We start from the raw sequence: 15,527 nt of genomic DNA on the forward strand, positions 1-15,527 counted from the left end.
GGACGGCCGCGCCGGGGACCGTGTCACACGTTCTTCATGCGCTGTGCATGGTCCGCGGCGGAGGGTACGCCGATGATCGGCAGCAGGCCAGGGGCGCGACGACAGGCCCTCGTCCGCCCCTGGCACGCCGTCGCCCGTGGCGGTCCGTCGTGGTCCGCGGCAGTCGTCGGCGGCCGTCGGCCGTCCGGGATCCGGCCGTGTCCGCCGTCCCGTCCAAGGAGCCCCGACGTCCAGCCGCCGCCGTTTCCTCGCCGGGTCCGCCGCCACCCTCGGCCTGGGCGCCCTGCCCGCGACCGCAGCCGGCGGCGCCCCCGCGGCCTCGGCCGCGGAAGGGGCCCCGGAAGACCCGACCCGTCCGCCCAACCTGGTCGTCGTGCTCGCCGACGACCTCGGGTGGGGCGAACTCGGCGCGTACGGCCAGAAACTCATCACCACCCCGCGCGTCGACGGACTCGCCGCCGAAGGGCTGCGGTTCACCGACGCGTACGCGACGGCGGCCGTCTGCGCCCCCTCCCGCTGCTCGCTCCTCACCGGTCTGCACACCGGACACGCGACCGTGCGGGCCAACCCCTCCGGCGCGCAGGGCTCCCTCGGCGCGGCCGACACCACCTTCGCCCAGGTCCTCGGGGCCCGTGGCTACCGCACCGGAGTGATCGGCAAGTGGGGCTTCGGGCCGGAGAGCGCCGACCAGGACAGCCACCCCAACGCCCGTGGGTTCGAGGAGTTCTTCGGCTACATCGACCACGTCCACGCCCACCAGTACTACCCCGCCTACCTCTGGCACAACGGTGCCAAGGAGCCCGTCGCCGCCAACGCGGGCGGCGCCAAGGGCGCCTACGCGCCGGACCTGCTGAGACAGCGGGCGCTCGACTTCATCGACCGTCACGCGGCCGAACCCTTCCTGCTGCTGCTGACCCCCACCGTCCCCCACGCCCCCAGCGACATCCCCGACACCGGCGCGTACGCCTCCCGGAACTGGAGCGCGGCCAACAAGGGGCACGCGGCGCAGGTGAGCCTCTTCGACGCCCTCGTCGGCGACATCGTCGACCGGCTGCGCGCCCTCGGTCTCCAGGACGACACGATCCTGCTCGTCACCAGCGACAACGGCCCACACGAGGAGGGCGGGGCCAATCCCGACCTGTTCGACGCCAACGGCCCGCTCCGCGGCTACAAACGCAACCTCTACGAGGGCGGCGTCCGCGTCCCCCTCATCGCCTGGGGCCCCGGCAGGGTCCGGCCCGGCACGAGCGACCGCCCGACCCCGCTCACCGACCTCCTCCCCACCCTCGCCGACCTCGGCGGCGCCCCCGCGCCCTCGGACGTGGACGGGCTGTCCGTCGCGCCCCTGCTCACCGGAGGCGCGGACGCCGCCCGCCACGGCCACCTCTACTGGTTCCGCGACGAGCGGGGTGTCACCGCCCGCGCCGACGCCCAGGACCGTCAGCGGGCCACCTGGCTCGCCGAGGCGCTCCGCAAGGACCGCTGGAAGGCGGTCAGGTTCGCCCCCGTCCGCGACCACGCGCTGCCCGACGACCAGTGGCAGGTCGAGCTGTACGACCTGGCCACCGATGTCGGCGAGAGCTCCGACCTCGCCTCCCGGCACCCCGCACGGGTCGCCGAACTGGTCGCGCTCATGCGGTCCTCCTGGCAGGAGCAGTACCCGCGCACCGCCTTCGGGACGTCCCTGACGGTCCCCCCGCTCGCCGTACCGGGACAGTCCTTCCCGGTCACCGCCACGCTCGCCAACGGCTCCGCACGGGCCTGGAGTTCTCCCGCCGTCACCCTGCGCGCACCGGCCGGATGGACCGTACGGGCCACCACGGCGACCACCGCCGGGCAGCTCGCCGCCGGCGCGAGGCTCACCACCGGCTGGCAGGTCACCCCGCCCCTCGGCGCCCCCGCCGCGACACCGTGGACGCTCACCGCCGAGGGCACCGCCCTCGCTCCCGGAGGCCCGGTGCGGTATCCGGCCAGGGGTGTCGTCACCACCCCGCCACCGGCCCCGACCCGTGACAGCCATCTCTCCGACCTCCCCTGGATCCACGCCGTCAACGGCTGGGGTCCTGTCGAACGCGACGCCTCCAACGGCAAGAACGCCGCCGGGGACGGCACGCCGATCGCCTTCCGCGGCACCACCTACCCCAAGGGGCTCGGTGTCCACGCCCACAGCGATGTCGCCTTCCACCTGGGCGCCGCCGGGGACCGTTTCACCGCGCTGGTCGGCATCGACGACTTCTCCGCCCGCCAGAGCTCCGTCGGCGCCACCCGCGCCACGGTGTACGGCGACGACCGCGTCCTCCTCGCCACCCCCGTCCTGACCGCCGCGGGCGGGCCCGTCCCGGTGGACGTGGACGTCCGGGGGGTCCGGGTCCTGCGGCTGGAGGTGACGGACGCCGACGGCAAGACGTCCTTCGACCACACGTCCTGGGCCCTGGCCCGCGTCACGGTCGTTCAGGGGGTGTGACGGGGCGGGGGCGTGAGGGAGCCCGGCTCGAAGTCGGGCAGCCGACGCTCCGACCGGGGCCGACCGGGGTCGAGCGGCTCCGACCGGGGTCGGGCGGGGTCGAGCGGCTCCGACCGGGGTCGGGCGGGGTCGAGCGGCTCCGACCGGTCACAGCTCCGGCGGGACGCAGAGCACCGGCACGGTCGACATGTGCAGGAGTCTGTGGGGCGTGGAGCCGAGGAGCGCGCCGCGCATCGGGCTGTCGCCCCAGCTGCCCACCACGATGACACGGGCCGCGTGGCGCGTCGCCGCGTCGATCAGGGCCTGGGCCGGCTTGTCGTCGAGCACTTCCACGACGGTCGGCACACCCGCCCGGTCGGCCTCCGTGACCGCGTGTTCGAGGCCGGTCCGGCCGGCCTGGCGGATGGCCTCGTAGTGGGAGCGGTACTCCTCGCCCAGGGGGCCGGGGGCGGCCGCCCCGTAGACCAGTACCAGCCGCTCGTCGAACGCGGCGGCCACCTCGATCGCGATGCGCAGGGCGCGGGCGGCGCCCGGGGACTCGTCGTAACCGAGGACGACCGACATCTCAGTGCTCCTTGCCGTGCACCAGGTCGGGGTCCGCCACGCCCGGGCGCTCGTCCCAGAAGGCGGGCGCCCGCAGCCGCCACACGATCATGACGAGGACCCCGGTGAGGGCGATGCCGATACCGATGACGAGCGGCGGCCCCAGGCCGAACCAGGAGGTGCCGCTGTACGAGTTCGCGGGATCGGACATGTCGGAGACCGACCTCACCAGGAGCCAGGTCAGCAGACCGGCACCGACCAGGGGGCCGAGGCCGATCAGCAGGAAGTTGTGGACGCTCTCGAAGAGATGGCGCCGGTAGTAGACGGCGCACGCGACACCCGTGAGCGCGTAGTAGAAGGCGATGAGCAGCGAGAGCGCCGTCAGCGAGTCGAAGAGGGCGTTGGCGCTGATCTGGTTCACCACGAGGTACCAGGCGATGGCGATGCCGGCGACCCACCAGGTGCTCACGTCGGGGGTGCGGAAGCGCGGGCTGATGTGCCCGTAGTGCGCGGGCAGCGCGCGGCGGCGGGCCATGGACAGGGCGGTGCGCGACGCCGGGATGATCGTGGTCTGGGTGGAGGCGATGGCGGAGGTGGAGACGGCCAGGAGCAGGACCCAGTCCCAGCCGCCGAGCACGTCGGTGGCGAGCTGGGCGAAGATGAACTCCTCTTCGCCCGCGTTCTCCGCGAGGAACGCCGGACCGGCGTACGCGACGACCGCGAACCCCACCGACACATAGGTGACCAGCAGGATGACGGTCGACCAGAGCCCCGCCTTGCCGGGGGCGGTCGCGGAGTCCTGGACCTCCTCGGTGAGATTGACCGCCGACTCCCAGCCCCAGTAGATGAAGACGCCGAGCAGCAGCCCGCCGGTCAGCGCCGCGCCTCCGGCGCCGAAGGGGTTCAGCCAGCTGAGGGCGGGTTCGACGGAGTCGTACGCGCTCGTTCCGGCGTACACCTTGTAGAGCGCCACACCCACGAAGATCAGCAGGAACGCGACCTGCGCCAGGATGAGGACGTTCTGCACCTTGGCCGACAGCTCGGTGCCGATGACGCACACGGCCGTCATCACGAGGATCAGCAGCACGGTGAGCGACTGGCGTACGAAGGCGTTGTCCACCCAGCTGTCGAGGCCGAAGGAGAGCAGTGCGAAGCTCACGGCCACATCGGCGAGCGAGCCGACGACCAGTACGCCGGTCATCGCGATGGCCCAGCCGCCCAGCCAGCCGGCCCAGGGGCCCATGGCGCGCGTGACCCAGGAGAAGGTCGTACCGCAGTCCTGGTCGACCTTGTTCAGGTAGTAGAACGCCGAAGCGATGAGAAGCATCGGGACGAAGGACGCGAACATCACCCCGGGCGCGTAGATCCCGGCGAGAGCGACGATGGGCCCGATGACGGCCGCGAGCGAGTACGCCGGGGAGGTCGAATTGAGCCCGATGACGAGGGCGTCGACGAAACCGATCGCGTTCGCCTTCAGGCCCGCGGGCCGGCCTTCGGGTGCGGCATCCTCTGCGGCCATTGGTCCCTCGCTCCGGTTCCGCCCGCTCGGCACCCTGCAGAACACCTCGTACGGAACAGAGAGGTGCGTTTCCTTCATGGTAGGGAGGCCCGGCGCCGGTCGCACGCCAGGTGACGGCCGTCGGCTCACCGGCCCTGCCGCGACGGACGCCGCGCGCCCGATAGCATCGCGCAGCCGCCGTACCGCACCCGTCGAAGAACGGAACGCCCGATGCAGAAGGACTTCGCCGACCTCGCCGACTTCGCCGGCCTCTCCACCCCGCTCGTCGCCGACGCGTGCGTGCGCCTCGGTGAGCCGCTGCGCGCCGCGCCCGCCGGAATCCTGTCCGTCGTCCCCGGGCAGCGCGTCGCGGGCCGGGCGCTGCCCGTCCGGCACTACGGCAGTGTCGACGTCTTCCTGGAGGCGTTCACCCGGGCCGAACCCGGAGACGTGCTCGTCATCGACAACGCGGGCCGCCGCGACGAGGCCTGCGTCGGCGACCTCGCCGTCCTGGAGGCGGCGGCGGCCGGGATCGCCGCGGTCGTCGTCTGGGGCCTGCACCGGGACACCCCCGACCTCGTCGAGATCGGGCTGCCCGTCTTCTCGTACGGACGGCACGCGCCCGGGCCCGTACGCCTCGACCCCCGGGACCCGGACGCGCTGACCACGGCCCGGTTCGGCGAGCACGAGGTGACCGCCGCCGATGTCGTCCTCGGGGACGACGACGGGGTGCTGTTCGTGGCCGCCGACCGTGCGAAGGCCGTCCTGGAGACGGCCCGCGGCCTGTTCCTCACCGAGCGCGAGCAGGCCCGCCGCATCAGGGCGGGGGAGACGCTCCGGTCCCAGACCCGGTTCGACGCCTTTCTGGCGGGCCGGGCCGAGGACCCCTCGTACACCTTCCGGCAGCACCTGCGCCGGATCGGCGGCGCGATCGAGGAGTGACGCCCGGAGCGGTGCCGGGCGTCGCCGCCCCGGGGGCGTCAGCCCTCGAAGCCGACCGTGCCGTCCGGCAGGATCGCCGCCACGCGCGCGCCGTGCTCCACGGTCCGGCTCACCGTGCAGAACTTCTCGTGGGTCAGCCGCACCCCGCGGGCGAACACCTCGGCCGCCCGCGGGTTGTTGTCCGGCAGCTCGAACTCGTAGCTCACCCGGATACGTCCCACCCGCCCGTCGTCCTCCGGCCCGGAGACCGACTCGACCACGATCCTCAGGTCGTCGTGGTCGACGGCCCGCGCGGTCCGGTCCACGACGAGCCCGCCGCAGCCGCCCATCGCCGCGAGCAGCAACTCGACCGGCGTGAACGAGGGCTGGGCGTCGGCGTCGTCCGCGGCGGCCATCCGGACCTCCGCGCCCCGGTCGTTACGGGCGGTCCAGTTCCGGTACCCGGTGCGGACGGTCTCGATCCGGTAGTCGGCCATGGCGGCGGTCTCCTCAGTGCTCGTGCCGGTGTGCTCTCCCGTACGGTACGGTCGCCGGCCCGGGCAACCCCACCACCTCCACGCCGGGGAGCGTGTTCCGCCGATCAGGCCGGGTTCGCGGAGACGACCGCACGGGCCCGCACCACCGCCCCCCACGTCTCCGACACCGCGCCCCAGACCGCGTGGAGTTCGGCTTCCGCCTCCCGTACCGATGCCACCGCGGCGATCGGATCGCCGCCCGCCTCACGTATCCGCTCGGCGTCGTCGACCGCCCACCGCGCGACCGCGTCCCCGCCCACCTCCGGGTGGAACTGGACCGCCCACCCCGCGTTCCCGATCCGGAAGGCCTGGTGCGGACATGCGTCGCCGGTCAGCAGGGGCACCGCCCCGGGCGGCAGCCGGTCCACCTCGTCCCAGTGCCACTGGGCCGCCGGGGCCCCGTCCGGCACCGCGCCGAACACCGGGTCGCCCGACACCGCCGGCAGTCTCCGCAGCGGGACCGCGCCCACCTCAGGGCCCCCGGGCCGCACGGCGACCGAACCGCCCAGCGCGTCGGCGACGATCTGGCCGCCCAGACATATCCCGAGCAGCGGTACCTCTCCGGCCACCGCCTCGCGCACGAGCGCCCGGACCCCGGGCAGCCACGGAGCCGCCTCGTCGTCCTCGCAGTTGACGCTCCCACCGAGGACCAGCAGTCCGGCGTGGCCGCGCAGGTCGGCCGGGAGGGGTTCGCCCTCCCAGGCGCGCACCACGTCGAGCCGGAGGCCGTTGCCCACCAGGCGGGTGCCGACGAGCCCCGGGCCCGCGTCCTCCTCGTGCTGCACCACCAGCACCGGGGGTACGGGCACGGCGCCGTCCGCGACCCGCATGCCGGTCGCCCCGGTCGCCTCGCTCGCCCCGGGCGTCCGGGTCGTCTCCGCCGTCTGCGTCGTCATGGTTGTTCCGCCTCCACGTTCTGCCCCCGGGTGCGCCCGGTCGCGTTCCCAGAGGATCGCCGAAGACGTGCCCGCACGGCACCCCTCAGGGCCTCCGCGCCGGCGCGGCTGAGTAGCCCCGTACGCACACCTGAGTACCTCGACCGATACGGCGGCCCCCGTCCCCTGCTGGACTGTCACCATGACCTCCGACGCCCGGCGCGCCCGCCCCCTCCAGCACGTCACCGCCACCGGCACGGCCCTCGCCGTCGCCCTCGGCCCCGTGGTGCTCGGTGCCCTGATCGCCCGGTCGGTGGGCGGGGACCCGATGGCCTCCGTCAACGCCCTGATCGCGGGCGGCGGCCAGCGCGCCCGGATCTCGTCCGCCCAGCTCCGCTCGGGCGCGATGCGCCGCCCGGGCTCGGTCGCGCGCCTCGCGCGCCAGGAGGAAGGCCTGCGGCGTGCTCTCCTCGGGGTGCGGCTCCCGCACCGGACGGGCCGACCCGACGAGACCGGCCACCGCCGGCTGCTCCGCGACGCGGTCCGGTGACCGGCGGTACACGTCGAGCGTGACCTCCTGGTCGTACGCCCGCTGACGGCGAAAAGGCTCGTGAGCGGGCGTGAGGGGCAGCCGGGTGTCGGCCACCCCTCACGACCGCTCCAGGAGGGGGCGGGGAGGAGGGAAGTGGCTTGACGGTGACCTGACAGCCGTCCGTCCGAACAGTCCTCGGAGGTCACCCGCATGAGCGATGATCACCACATCCGAGGAGGCACCCGGGCGTCGGCTTCGGGGCCATGACGAAGGGCACACCGAATGGCGAGGCGGCACCCCGTGCGGGACGACCACCCCACGAGCGGCACCGGGGACGGAACCGCGCGTCCCGAGACCGCGGACGCCGAGGACGCACCCGGCATCGGCCGCCGCCGGTTCCTCGGGTACGTCCTCGCCGCACCCACCCTCACCGTCGCGGCCCAGTTCGGCGCCGAGGCCCTCGCCCCCCGGGAGGCCGCCGCGGCGCCGGCGCTCATCCCCTCGCTCCCCGGACCCGCCGAACTCCTCGACCTCAACGAGCTGCTCACCCTCGCGGCCCTCCCCACCAGCCACCTCATCACCATCCGCATCGACGCCGACGGGACCGCCCACTTCGCCCTGCCGCGCGCCGAGGTCGGCCAGGGCGTCACCACCTCCAGCGCCATGATCGTCGCCGAAGAACTCGACCTGCCCCTCGACAAGGTGCGGGTGACGCTCGCCGACGCCCGGCCCGAGCTGCTCTTCAACCAGCTGACCGGCGGCTCCAACACCACCTACTCGACCTACACCCCCATCCGGGTTGCCGCCGCCGTCGCGCGCGGCCGGCTCCTCAAGGCCGCCTCCCTCGTCCTCGGCGAGGCCGTCACCACCCTCACCACCAAGGCCGGCGCCGTCCTCTCCCCGTCCGGGACGCTGCTCGGCTACGGCGAACTCGCCGAAAAGGCCGCCGCGGTGTCCGACACAGCCGTCACGGTCACCCTCAAGGACCGCTCCCGCTTCCGGGTCATCGGCACCGGGCAGCGCCGTGTCGACGCCCTCGACGCGGTGACCGGCCGCAAGAGGTTCGCGATGGACCTCCAGGTGCCGGACGCCCTTCCCACCATGGTCTGCCGCCCGCCCACCATCAACGGCACGGTCCGCACGGTCGCCAACCTCGCCGAGGTACGGGCCATGCCCGGCGTCACCGACGTCGTCACCGTCTCCACCGGCGTCGCCGTCCGCGGCCGCACCTTCGGCCAGTGCATCGACGCGGTGCGCGCCCTCCGGGTCGACTGGGGGCCCGGCACCGCCGAAGGCGCCTCCGACGCCACCGTCCTGGCGGAGCTCCGCCGCGCCGAACTCCCCCTGGTCGTACCGCCGCTGCCCCTGCTCACCAAGGCGGTCGACGCCCGCTTCACCTTCCACTTCTCCAGCAACGCCGCCCTGGAGACCAACTGCGCGATCGCCGACGTGCGGGAGGACTCCGCCGAGATCTGGGCCTCGCTCAAGGCCCCGATCGTCGCCCGGGAACAGATCGCCCTGAAGCTCGGTCTGCCCGTCTCCGCCGTCCGCGTCCATGTCACCGAGGGCGGCGGCTCCTTCGGCCGCAAGCTCTTCCACGACGCCGCCCACGAGGCCGCCGAGATCTCCCGCGCCATGGGCAAGGCCGTCAAGCTGATGTGGCACCGCACCGACGACTTCCGCCAGGGCCGTACGCACCCCATGTCCACCTCCCGGGTCCGCGCCACGTACACGCTCGGCGAGGTCCTCACGTACGAGCAGCGTCACACCTCCGTGGCCACCGACTTCGGGCACGGCATCGGCGAGCTCCTCACGGCCGAGGCGGCCCGGCTGCCGGTCGGCGACCTCGCCTTCTCCGAGACGATGTTCCAGCTCACCCAGGTCAGCCCCTACCACCTCGGCGTCACCACCCAGCTGCTCTCCGAGACCGACAAGGGCTACAACACCGGCTCCATGCGCGGCATCTACTCGCCCAACGTGCGCTGCGCGCAGGAACTCGTCATGGACGAACTGGCGAAGCGCATGGGCCAGGACGGGTACGCGTTCCGCCGCCGCCTCATGAAGGACCCCCGGGCCCGCGCCGCCCTCGACAAGGTCGCCGATGCGGGGGAGTGGGGCCGGGCCATGCCCGCCGGCACCGCCCAGGGCATCGCCGTCCACACCGAGTACCACTCCGTCGTCGCGATGCTCGCCGAGATCGACTGCCGCCCCGAGACCACGGGGCGGAAGATCCCCGGCGCGGTCACCGGACCGCGGGTGACCAAGGTGGTCTGCGCCGTCGACGTCGGCCTCGCCGTGAACCCGCGCGGTCTGGAGGCCCAGATGATGGGCGGAATCTCCGACGGAATCGCCGTCACTCTCACCTCCGGCCTCCACCTGCGCGACGGGCACTTCCTCGAAGGCAGCTGGGACCAGTACTTCTACACCCGGCAGTGGAACACCCCGCCCGAGCTGGAGATCATCGTGATGCCCCCGACCGGCGACAGGCCGGGCGGCGCGGGAGAGCTCGCGGTCGCCGGCGCCATGGCCGCCGTCGCCTGCGCCTACGGCCGGGCCACCGGCACGATGCCGACGGTCTTCCCCGTCAACCACGCCGACCCGCTCGCCTTCACCCCCCTGCCGACCGTCCCGCCCGTCCCCGCCTCGCCGACCGACGGCCGCGACCGCGCCCTCTGAGACCTGGAGCAGCATCCGTGCCGCAGCACACCTTCATCCTGAACGGCAAGGCCGTCACCGCCGACGTCGAGGGCGACGTCCGGCTGCTCTGGGTCCTCCGGGACGTCCTGGGCGTCACCGGCCCCAAGTACGGCTGCGGGGTCGGCGTCTGCCGGGCCTGTACGAGCCACCTCAACGGCAAGGCGTTCACGCCCTGCGCCGTGCCCGTCGAGGACCTCGCGCCGAACGACGAGGTCACCACCATCGAGGGCCTCCCGGACACCGTCGGGGGCGACCTCCACCCGATGCAGGAGGCCTGGCTCGACCTCGACGTCGCCCAGTGCGGCTACTGCCAGCCGGGCCAGATCATGACCGCCGTGGCGGAGGTCCGCAGGGCCCGTGAGGCCGGGCGCGAGATCACCGAGGCCGACCTCGACACGATCCGCAACATCTGCCGCTGCGGGACCTACCACCGCATCCGGCAGGCCGTCCTGGAGGGCGCGCGCGGGATGACCTGACCCGGGCCCGGAGCACGCCGGGCGCCGTCGGGGTACGGGGTTCGGGCTACGCCGACGGTACGGGTGACGGGGACGCCGGCCTCACCCGTACCGCGGCCAAGTACTCCGCCACCGCGTCCCGGTTGCGGGTGAGGCAGCGGATCCGCTCGGTCATCCGGTCCCGCTCGTCCTCCAGGGTGGCCAGCATCTCCGGTGTGGCGTCAGGGAAGTGGATGATCCGCGGCTTGTTCAGGCACGGCAGGATCTGCTTGATGATCCGGGTCGGCAGACCCGAGTCCAGCAGACCCCGGATCTGCATGACCCGGTCCACGTTCGACGCGTCGTAGACCCGGTAGCCATTCGGCAGCCGGTCCGCGACGATGAGACCCTGCTCCTCGTAGTAGCGCAGCAGCCGACGTGGTGTTCCGGTGCGCTCCGACAGTTCCCCGATCCGCATGGGACGCCCCCTCCAGGGACTCGCTTGACCTTCACATCAATGTGAGGGTTCGAGCATAGGTCCATGGCCAACCACACGACAGCGGCGGCCCGTTCAGCCGCGCCCGCCGCTCCCGAGTCCCCTTCCACCACAGAGACTCCCACCGTCCCCGAGGCGCCTTCCGGCCGGCTGCCCCTCGCCGCGCTGCTCGCCCTCGCCACCGCGGTCTTCGTCACCAGCCTCACCGAGACCCTCCCCGCCGGAGTCCTGCCCGCCATGAGCGCCGACCTCGGCGTCGGCGAGTCCGCGACGGGCCAGGCGGTCACCGTCTACGCCCTCGGCACCGCCCTGACCGCCGTACCCCTCGCCGCCCGCACCGCCGGATGGCGCCGCAAGCGCCTGCTGCTCACCTCGGTCGCCGGATTCGCCGTCGCCAACACCGTCACCGCCGTCTCCTCCTCGTACGTCCTCACCATGGGCGCCCGGTTCCTCGCCGGGGTCGCCGCGGGCGTCGCCTGGGCCCTGCTCGCCGGATACGCCCGTCGTATCGCCCCACCGCACCTTCAGGGCAGGGCCGTCGCCGTCGCCATGACCGGCATCCCGCTGGCGCTCTCCCTGGGCGTCCCCGCCGGTACCTTCCTCGGCGAGGCCGTGGGCTGGCGTGTCGCCTTCACCGCCATGACCGTGATCGCCGTCGGGCTCCTCGGCTGGATCGCGCTCGCCGTCCCCGACCTTCCCGGCGAGGCACGCGGCGGCCGCGCCCCCATCGCCCGGACCCTGAAGGTGCCCGGCGTGCTGCCGGTGCTCGCCGTCACGGTCACGCTCGTCCTGGCCCACACCGTCCTCTACACCTATGTCGCCGCCTACCTCGGCCATCGCGGACTGGCCGGCTCCACCGGCCTCGTCCTGCTGGTCTTCGGCGCCGCCTCGCTCGCGGGGATCTGGTTCACCGGCCGGCACATCGACCGAAGGCTGCGGAACCTGACCCTGATCGGAACGATCCTCATCGCCGTGGCCGCCGCCGCGCTCGCCGTCCCGGCCGACAGCACCGCGCTCGTCCTGACGGCCGCCGTCCTCTGGGGGTTCGGCTGGGGCGGTGCGCCCACCCTGCTGCAGACGGCCGTCGCCGACGCGGGCGGCGACCACGCCGACACCGCCCAGACGATGCTGGTCAGCCTCTGGAACGCGGCGATGGCGGCGGGAGGCGTCGTGGGCGGCGTCCTCCTCGACGTCCTCGGCGCGGGAGCCCTGGCCTGGAGCGTGCTGGTCCTGCTCGTCCCGGTGGTGGCGATCGTGGCGGGCGCCCGCGCCCACGGTTTCCCGGCCCGCCGGTGAACCCGGCCGATCCCGGTCCGTGTCCGCAGGGCCGCCGGAACCTTCGGAAGAGGACCCTTCGGAAGAGGACCCTTCCGAGCCGGACCCTTCCGAAGGGGACCCCTTCGAAACGGACCTCCCGGACGGCCGAAGGCCCCCACCGCGCCGATGCGGTGGGGGCCTTCACGAGTTCCGGAACGCGTCAGACGGCCGGCGGAACGCGGGGAGGCCGGCCCGTACCGCGCGTCAGCACATACCCGCCGATGCCCGCGAGGGCCGCGAGGACGCCTCCCGCACCGGTCCACAGCCAGCGGTCGGACCACCAGCCGGAGGACCAGCCGTCCTCCGGGGCCGCGGCCTCGACGGCCGAGGGCCGGCCGGCGTCGGCGTCGGCCTCCGCCTGGTCGGCGGTGGTCGCCCCGGGCACGAGCGGCGCGGCGAGCGAACCGTCGGTGGCGTAGGCGCCGCCCTTGTCGACGGTACTCACCCCGATCCGGGCGGTGAACGGCTGGCCGAGGTCGTCGTCCGGCAGCGAGGTGACGGTCAGCCGCACGTAGTAGCTGCCGGGGAGCGGGTCGTTCGCCCAGGCGTCGGCCGAGGCACGGACCGGCCGCAGCACACAGGCCAGCTGCACGGTCGCGGTCTCCTTCGCCGCGGCACGGGACTGGGTCCCGTACATGCACGGCTGGCGCCGCCGGAGACCGTCGTACACGTCGACCCGCCAGGTGGCGGGCCCGTGCCGCAGCGCCGCGTCGGGCAGCGTGACGGTGGCGTTCACCGTCGGCCGCTGCCCCGTGTCCGCGGGGAACACCCAGTACAGGTAGTCACCCGTGGCGGCCTGCGCGGTGGCCTCCTGCCCGGGGAGGAACCTCGCGGCGGTACGGAAGGTGGTGCCCGCCTCAGTCGGCCCGGACGTGGAGCGGGTGCCCCCGGGATCCGCCGTGGCGGAGGGGGAGTCGGCCAGGGCGGCCGGAGCCGCCGGACCGAGAAGCGCGGCGCCCGTGAGCGCGGCCGTGGCGAGCATACGTACGGTACGCATCAGTGGGTCCTCCAGACAGCGAAGCGCCAGCGGGACAGCCAGCCCCAGAGCAGACCGGCCACGAAGCCGACGAGGACCAGCGCGCCGAGCAGCCACCAGCCGCGGCCGAGACCGAACGAGGCCACGTCCGAGGCGGCCGACGGGCCGTCGACGACGTCGACCGTCAGCTCGATCGGCATGCCGGGCGTCGTCTTGACCGACGGGGGAGCGGAGAACGAGTTGCTGACCTGGAGACAGACCGTCTCGGCAGCGGGCTTCGCGTCGCCGGGCTCGTCGTCGAGCTCCGGCTTCGGGTAGCGGAGGCCGGTCGAGATCACGTCGGTGCGTCCGTCGCCGGCCTCGGAGCCGCGGACGATCTCCCGGCCGTGCCGGGTGACGGCGCGGAGCAGCACCCCGTAGTCGTTGTTGACGGCACGGTCGGCCGACACGCTGACGGAGGCGCGCAGTTCCTGCCCGGGCAGCAGGTCCACCCGGTACCAGCGGTGCTGACCGAAGGCCTCGCGGTCGGTGTAGAGGCCGGGCTTGAGCTGCGGCGCGTCGGCGCACCGCACCGTGCCCTCGGTGGCCACGGGCGTGACGACCGGGTCGGCGGCGCGGTCGACGAGCTGCCGGACGCGGCGGGAGAGATCCTCGGTGCGGTGGACCGAGGTGTACGTGCCTCCGGTCGCCTCCGCGATACAGGTGAGCTGCTGCCGGGTCTTGGCGTCGGGGACCAGGCCCAGGGTGTCGATGACGAGGTGGATGCCCTTCGCCGCGATCTCCCGTGCCACCTGGCACGGGTCGAGCGGGGCGCAGGTGTCCTCGCCGTCCGTGATGAGCACGATCCTGCGGGTGGCCTCGCCGCCCTCCAGGTCCTCGGCGGCGCCGAGCAGCGCCGGGCCGATCGGCGTCCAGCCCGTCGGGGCCAGCGTGGCCACGGCGGTCTTCGCCTCGGTCCGGTCGAGCGGACCCACGGGGTAGAGCTGCCGGGTGTCCTTGCAGCCCCGCTTGCGGTCCTGCCCGGGGTAGTCGGCGCCCAGGGTGCGGATGCCCAGCTGGACCTCCTCGGGCACCGCGTCGAGGACCTCGTTGAAGGCCTGCTTGGCCGCCGCCATCCGGGACTTGCCGTCGATGTCCTTGGCCCGCATGGACCCGCTGACGTCCAGGACCAGCTCGACCTTGGGGGATTCCTTCGCCGCCGGCTCGTCGGCGGTCGCGCTCGTCGGCAGGAGCGCGACGCTCAGGGCGGCGAGCAGCGCGCAGGCCCCGGTCGCCAGCCGTTTTCTCGTGATCATCGCCGGATCGTATTGATGATCCTCCGACAATCCAAAACGGGGGTGGCCGCCGGGGCCCGAGACGCGGTCGGGGAAGGGGCCGGCGACGGCGCGGTCAGGGCGGGCGCGGGCGCGTCGGTGAGCGCCATGCGGTGCAGCCGTTCGGTCTCGGGTCCCGGCCGCATGCTCCACTGTGGATCGCATTCATCATTGAATCGTGCGCGAAATGCGAACATCCTGCCGACTTGCGATCAGGATTGCGGAGTGCTGCCCTGGAATAGGCGGGGGGTAAAGGGCGAGATGATCCGGGCCCGAACGAGTGGCGTTCAGCCGAAGCAGGGGGACAGCGCGTCGTGTGACGACGGGATGCCCCGCGCCGCGACCCGCCATCGGAGGTTCACGATGACACAGGTCTCTTCTGCCCGCATTCCCCTACGCCAGATCATGGCCCTCCTCATGACGGCCGCCCTGACCCTCTCCCTCTCGGTGGTGCTCACCGTCACCTCGACGAAGGAAGCGGCCGCCTCGTGCTCCGCCAGCCGGTTCAACGGAACATGGCGCTCGTCCGACGCGAGGCTGAAGCGTATCGACCTGTGGCAGGGAGAGGACTGCCACCTGTACGCCAAGGCCTGGTCGGTCTGCGAGAACGACTCGTCGCACATCTGCAGCTGGGGAAAGAGGAGAACGGGAGACAGCCCCGAGCCGAACTTCCAGTTCGTCGGATACAACTGGAGCAACGCCAATGAGGTGCTGCACCTGCGGATGAAGGACAGGTCCCACCTCTCGGTGTGGGACAGCACCGACTACCACAACGGCAAGAAGGTCAGCTTCACGGTCACGATGTACAAGAGCCGTTGAGCCCGCGAAGGGCAGCGACTCCGCCCTCGCCGCCACTGGACGAGACCCCCTCCCCGAACAGGTGGGGGTTTCGCCGCTCGGCCACCGTTCGAGAGAAGAGCCGGAC

14 protein-coding genes are annotated in these 15,527 nt (G+C 73.2%); 7 read left to right on the forward strand and 7 right to left on the reverse strand.

The window, feature by feature from the left end; translation table 11 throughout:
- The first annotated feature begins 274 nt into the window (after window positions 1-274).
- Window positions 275-2,464, forward strand: a complete 2,190-nt coding sequence (locus ACH4MY_RS09540; protein ID WP_398000568.1) for a sulfatase-like hydrolase/transferase — start codon at window positions 275-277, stop codon at window positions 2,462-2,464.
- Window positions 2,465-2,611: 147 nt separating this feature from the next.
- On the opposite strand, the gene ACH4MY_RS09545 is transcribed toward ACH4MY_RS09540, so the two are convergent.
- Window positions 2,612-3,028, reverse strand: coding sequence for a universal stress protein (locus ACH4MY_RS09545; RefSeq protein ID WP_397999918.1), 417 nt, complete (start codon window positions 3,026-3,028; stop codon window positions 2,612-2,614).
- Between the two features lies 1 nt (window position 3,029).
- The gene (locus ACH4MY_RS09550; protein WP_397999921.1) at window positions 3,030-4,526 is read right to left on the reverse strand and encodes an APC family permease; all 1,497 of its coding nucleotides are present in this window, start codon (window positions 4,524-4,526) and stop codon (window positions 3,030-3,032) included.
- Window positions 4,527-4,736: 210 nt separating this feature from the next.
- Between ACH4MY_RS09550 and ACH4MY_RS09555 the strand changes: the two genes are divergently transcribed.
- Window positions 4,737-5,447, forward strand: a complete 711-nt coding sequence (locus ACH4MY_RS09555) for an RraA family protein (RefSeq protein WP_397999924.1) — start codon at window positions 4,737-4,739, stop codon at window positions 5,445-5,447.
- Window positions 5,448-5,485: 38 nt separating this feature from the next.
- Here ACH4MY_RS09555 and ACH4MY_RS09560 read toward each other — a convergent pair whose 3' ends face one another.
- Window positions 5,486-5,923 (reverse strand): OsmC family protein, encoded by a 438-nt coding sequence (locus tag ACH4MY_RS09560; protein WP_397999927.1) that lies wholly within the window; start codon window positions 5,921-5,923, stop codon window positions 5,486-5,488.
- A gap of 104 nt (window positions 5,924-6,027) precedes the next feature.
- Window positions 6,028-6,858 (reverse strand): type 1 glutamine amidotransferase, encoded by an 831-nt coding sequence (locus tag ACH4MY_RS09565; protein WP_397999929.1) that lies wholly within the window; start codon window positions 6,856-6,858, stop codon window positions 6,028-6,030.
- Window positions 6,859-7,039: 181 nt separating this feature from the next.
- Between ACH4MY_RS09565 and ACH4MY_RS09570 the strand changes: the two genes are divergently transcribed.
- The 3 genes from ACH4MY_RS09570 (at window position 7,040) to ACH4MY_RS09580 (ending at window position 10,542) form a co-directional block, all read left to right on the forward strand.
- Entirely contained in the window at window positions 7,040-7,387 is a 348-nt protein-coding gene (locus tag ACH4MY_RS09570) for a hypothetical protein (RefSeq protein WP_397999932.1), read from the forward strand.
- A gap of 264 nt (window positions 7,388-7,651) precedes the next feature.
- Window positions 7,652-10,045, forward strand: coding sequence for a molybdopterin cofactor-binding domain-containing protein (locus ACH4MY_RS09575; RefSeq protein WP_397999934.1), 2,394 nt, complete (start codon window positions 7,652-7,654; stop codon window positions 10,043-10,045).
- 17 nt (window positions 10,046-10,062) lie between these two features.
- Complete coding sequence (locus tag ACH4MY_RS09580; protein WP_397999937.1) at window positions 10,063-10,542, forward strand: (2Fe-2S)-binding protein; 480 nt, start codon at window positions 10,063-10,065, stop codon at window positions 10,540-10,542.
- 46 nt (window positions 10,543-10,588) lie between these two features.
- On the opposite strand, the gene ACH4MY_RS09585 is transcribed toward ACH4MY_RS09580, so the two are convergent.
- Window positions 10,589-10,978 carry a MerR family transcriptional regulator gene (locus ACH4MY_RS09585; protein ID WP_397999940.1) on the reverse strand — a complete coding sequence of 130 codons (390 nt, stop codon included), beginning with the start codon at window positions 10,976-10,978 and terminating at the stop codon, window positions 10,589-10,591.
- A 63-nt stretch (window positions 10,979-11,041) separates the two neighbouring features.
- Between ACH4MY_RS09585 and ACH4MY_RS09590 the strand changes: the two genes are divergently transcribed.
- Entirely contained in the window at window positions 11,042-12,292 is a 1,251-nt protein-coding gene (locus ACH4MY_RS09590) for an MFS transporter (protein WP_397999943.1), read from the forward strand.
- Between the two features lie 181 nt (window positions 12,293-12,473).
- Here ACH4MY_RS09590 and ACH4MY_RS09595 read toward each other — a convergent pair whose 3' ends face one another.
- Window positions 12,474-13,310 (reverse strand): hypothetical protein, encoded by an 837-nt coding sequence (locus ACH4MY_RS09595; RefSeq protein WP_397999945.1) that lies wholly within the window; start codon window positions 13,308-13,310, stop codon window positions 12,474-12,476.
- Window positions 13,310-14,584, reverse strand: a complete 1,275-nt coding sequence (locus ACH4MY_RS09600) for a VWA domain-containing protein (protein WP_397999948.1) — start codon at window positions 14,582-14,584, stop codon at window positions 13,310-13,312. The genes ACH4MY_RS09595 and ACH4MY_RS09600 overlap by 1 nt, the downstream gene beginning before the upstream one ends.
- Window positions 14,585-14,965: 381 nt before the next feature.
- On the opposite strand from ACH4MY_RS09600, the gene ACH4MY_RS09605 reads away from it, so the two are divergent.
- Window positions 14,966-15,421 carry a hypothetical protein gene (locus ACH4MY_RS09605; protein WP_397999951.1) on the forward strand — a complete coding sequence of 152 codons (456 nt, stop codon included), beginning with the start codon at window positions 14,966-14,968 and terminating at the stop codon, window positions 15,419-15,421.
- Window positions 15,422-15,527: the final 106 nt, after the last annotated feature.

Origin of the sequence: Streptomyces sp. NPDC017246 (assembly GCF_044331325.1) — a bacterium.
Taxonomy (GTDB): Bacteria; Actinomycetota; Actinomycetes; order Streptomycetales; family Streptomycetaceae; genus Streptomyces.

Excerpts from the sequence above, each read along its gene's own strand:
- ACH4MY_RS09575 (WP_397999934.1), top strand. The coding sequence starts at position 7,652 with ATGGCGAGGCGGCACCCCGTGCGGGACGACCACCCCACGAGCGGCACC.
- ACH4MY_RS09600 (WP_397999948.1), bottom strand. The coding sequence starts at position 14,584 with ATGATCACGAGAAAACGGCTGGCGACCGGGGCCTGCGCGCTGCTCGCC.
- ACH4MY_RS09595 (WP_397999945.1), bottom strand. The coding sequence starts at position 13,310 with ATGCGTACCGTACGTATGCTCGCCACGGCCGCGCTCACGGGCGCCGCG.
- ACH4MY_RS09545 (WP_397999918.1), bottom strand. The coding sequence starts at position 3,028 with ATGTCGGTCGTCCTCGGTTACGACGAGTCCCCGGGCGCCGCCCGCGCC.
- ACH4MY_RS09565 (WP_397999929.1), bottom strand. The coding sequence starts at position 6,858 with ATGACGACGCAGACGGCGGAGACGACCCGGACGCCCGGGGCGAGCGAG.
- ACH4MY_RS09570 (WP_397999932.1), top strand. The coding sequence starts at position 7,040 with ATGACCTCCGACGCCCGGCGCGCCCGCCCCCTCCAGCACGTCACCGCC.
- ACH4MY_RS09605 (WP_397999951.1), top strand. The coding sequence starts at position 14,966 with ATGACACAGGTCTCTTCTGCCCGCATTCCCCTACGCCAGATCATGGCC.
- ACH4MY_RS09560 (WP_397999927.1), bottom strand. The coding sequence starts at position 5,923 with ATGGCCGACTACCGGATCGAGACCGTCCGCACCGGGTACCGGAACTGG.
- ACH4MY_RS09590 (WP_397999943.1), top strand. The coding sequence starts at position 11,042 with ATGGCCAACCACACGACAGCGGCGGCCCGTTCAGCCGCGCCCGCCGCT.
- ACH4MY_RS09555 (WP_397999924.1), top strand. The coding sequence starts at position 4,737 with ATGCAGAAGGACTTCGCCGACCTCGCCGACTTCGCCGGCCTCTCCACC.
- ACH4MY_RS09585 (WP_397999940.1), bottom strand. The coding sequence starts at position 10,978 with ATGCGGATCGGGGAACTGTCGGAGCGCACCGGAACACCACGTCGGCTG.
- ACH4MY_RS09550 (WP_397999921.1), bottom strand. The coding sequence starts at position 4,526 with ATGGCCGCAGAGGATGCCGCACCCGAAGGCCGGCCCGCGGGCCTGAAG.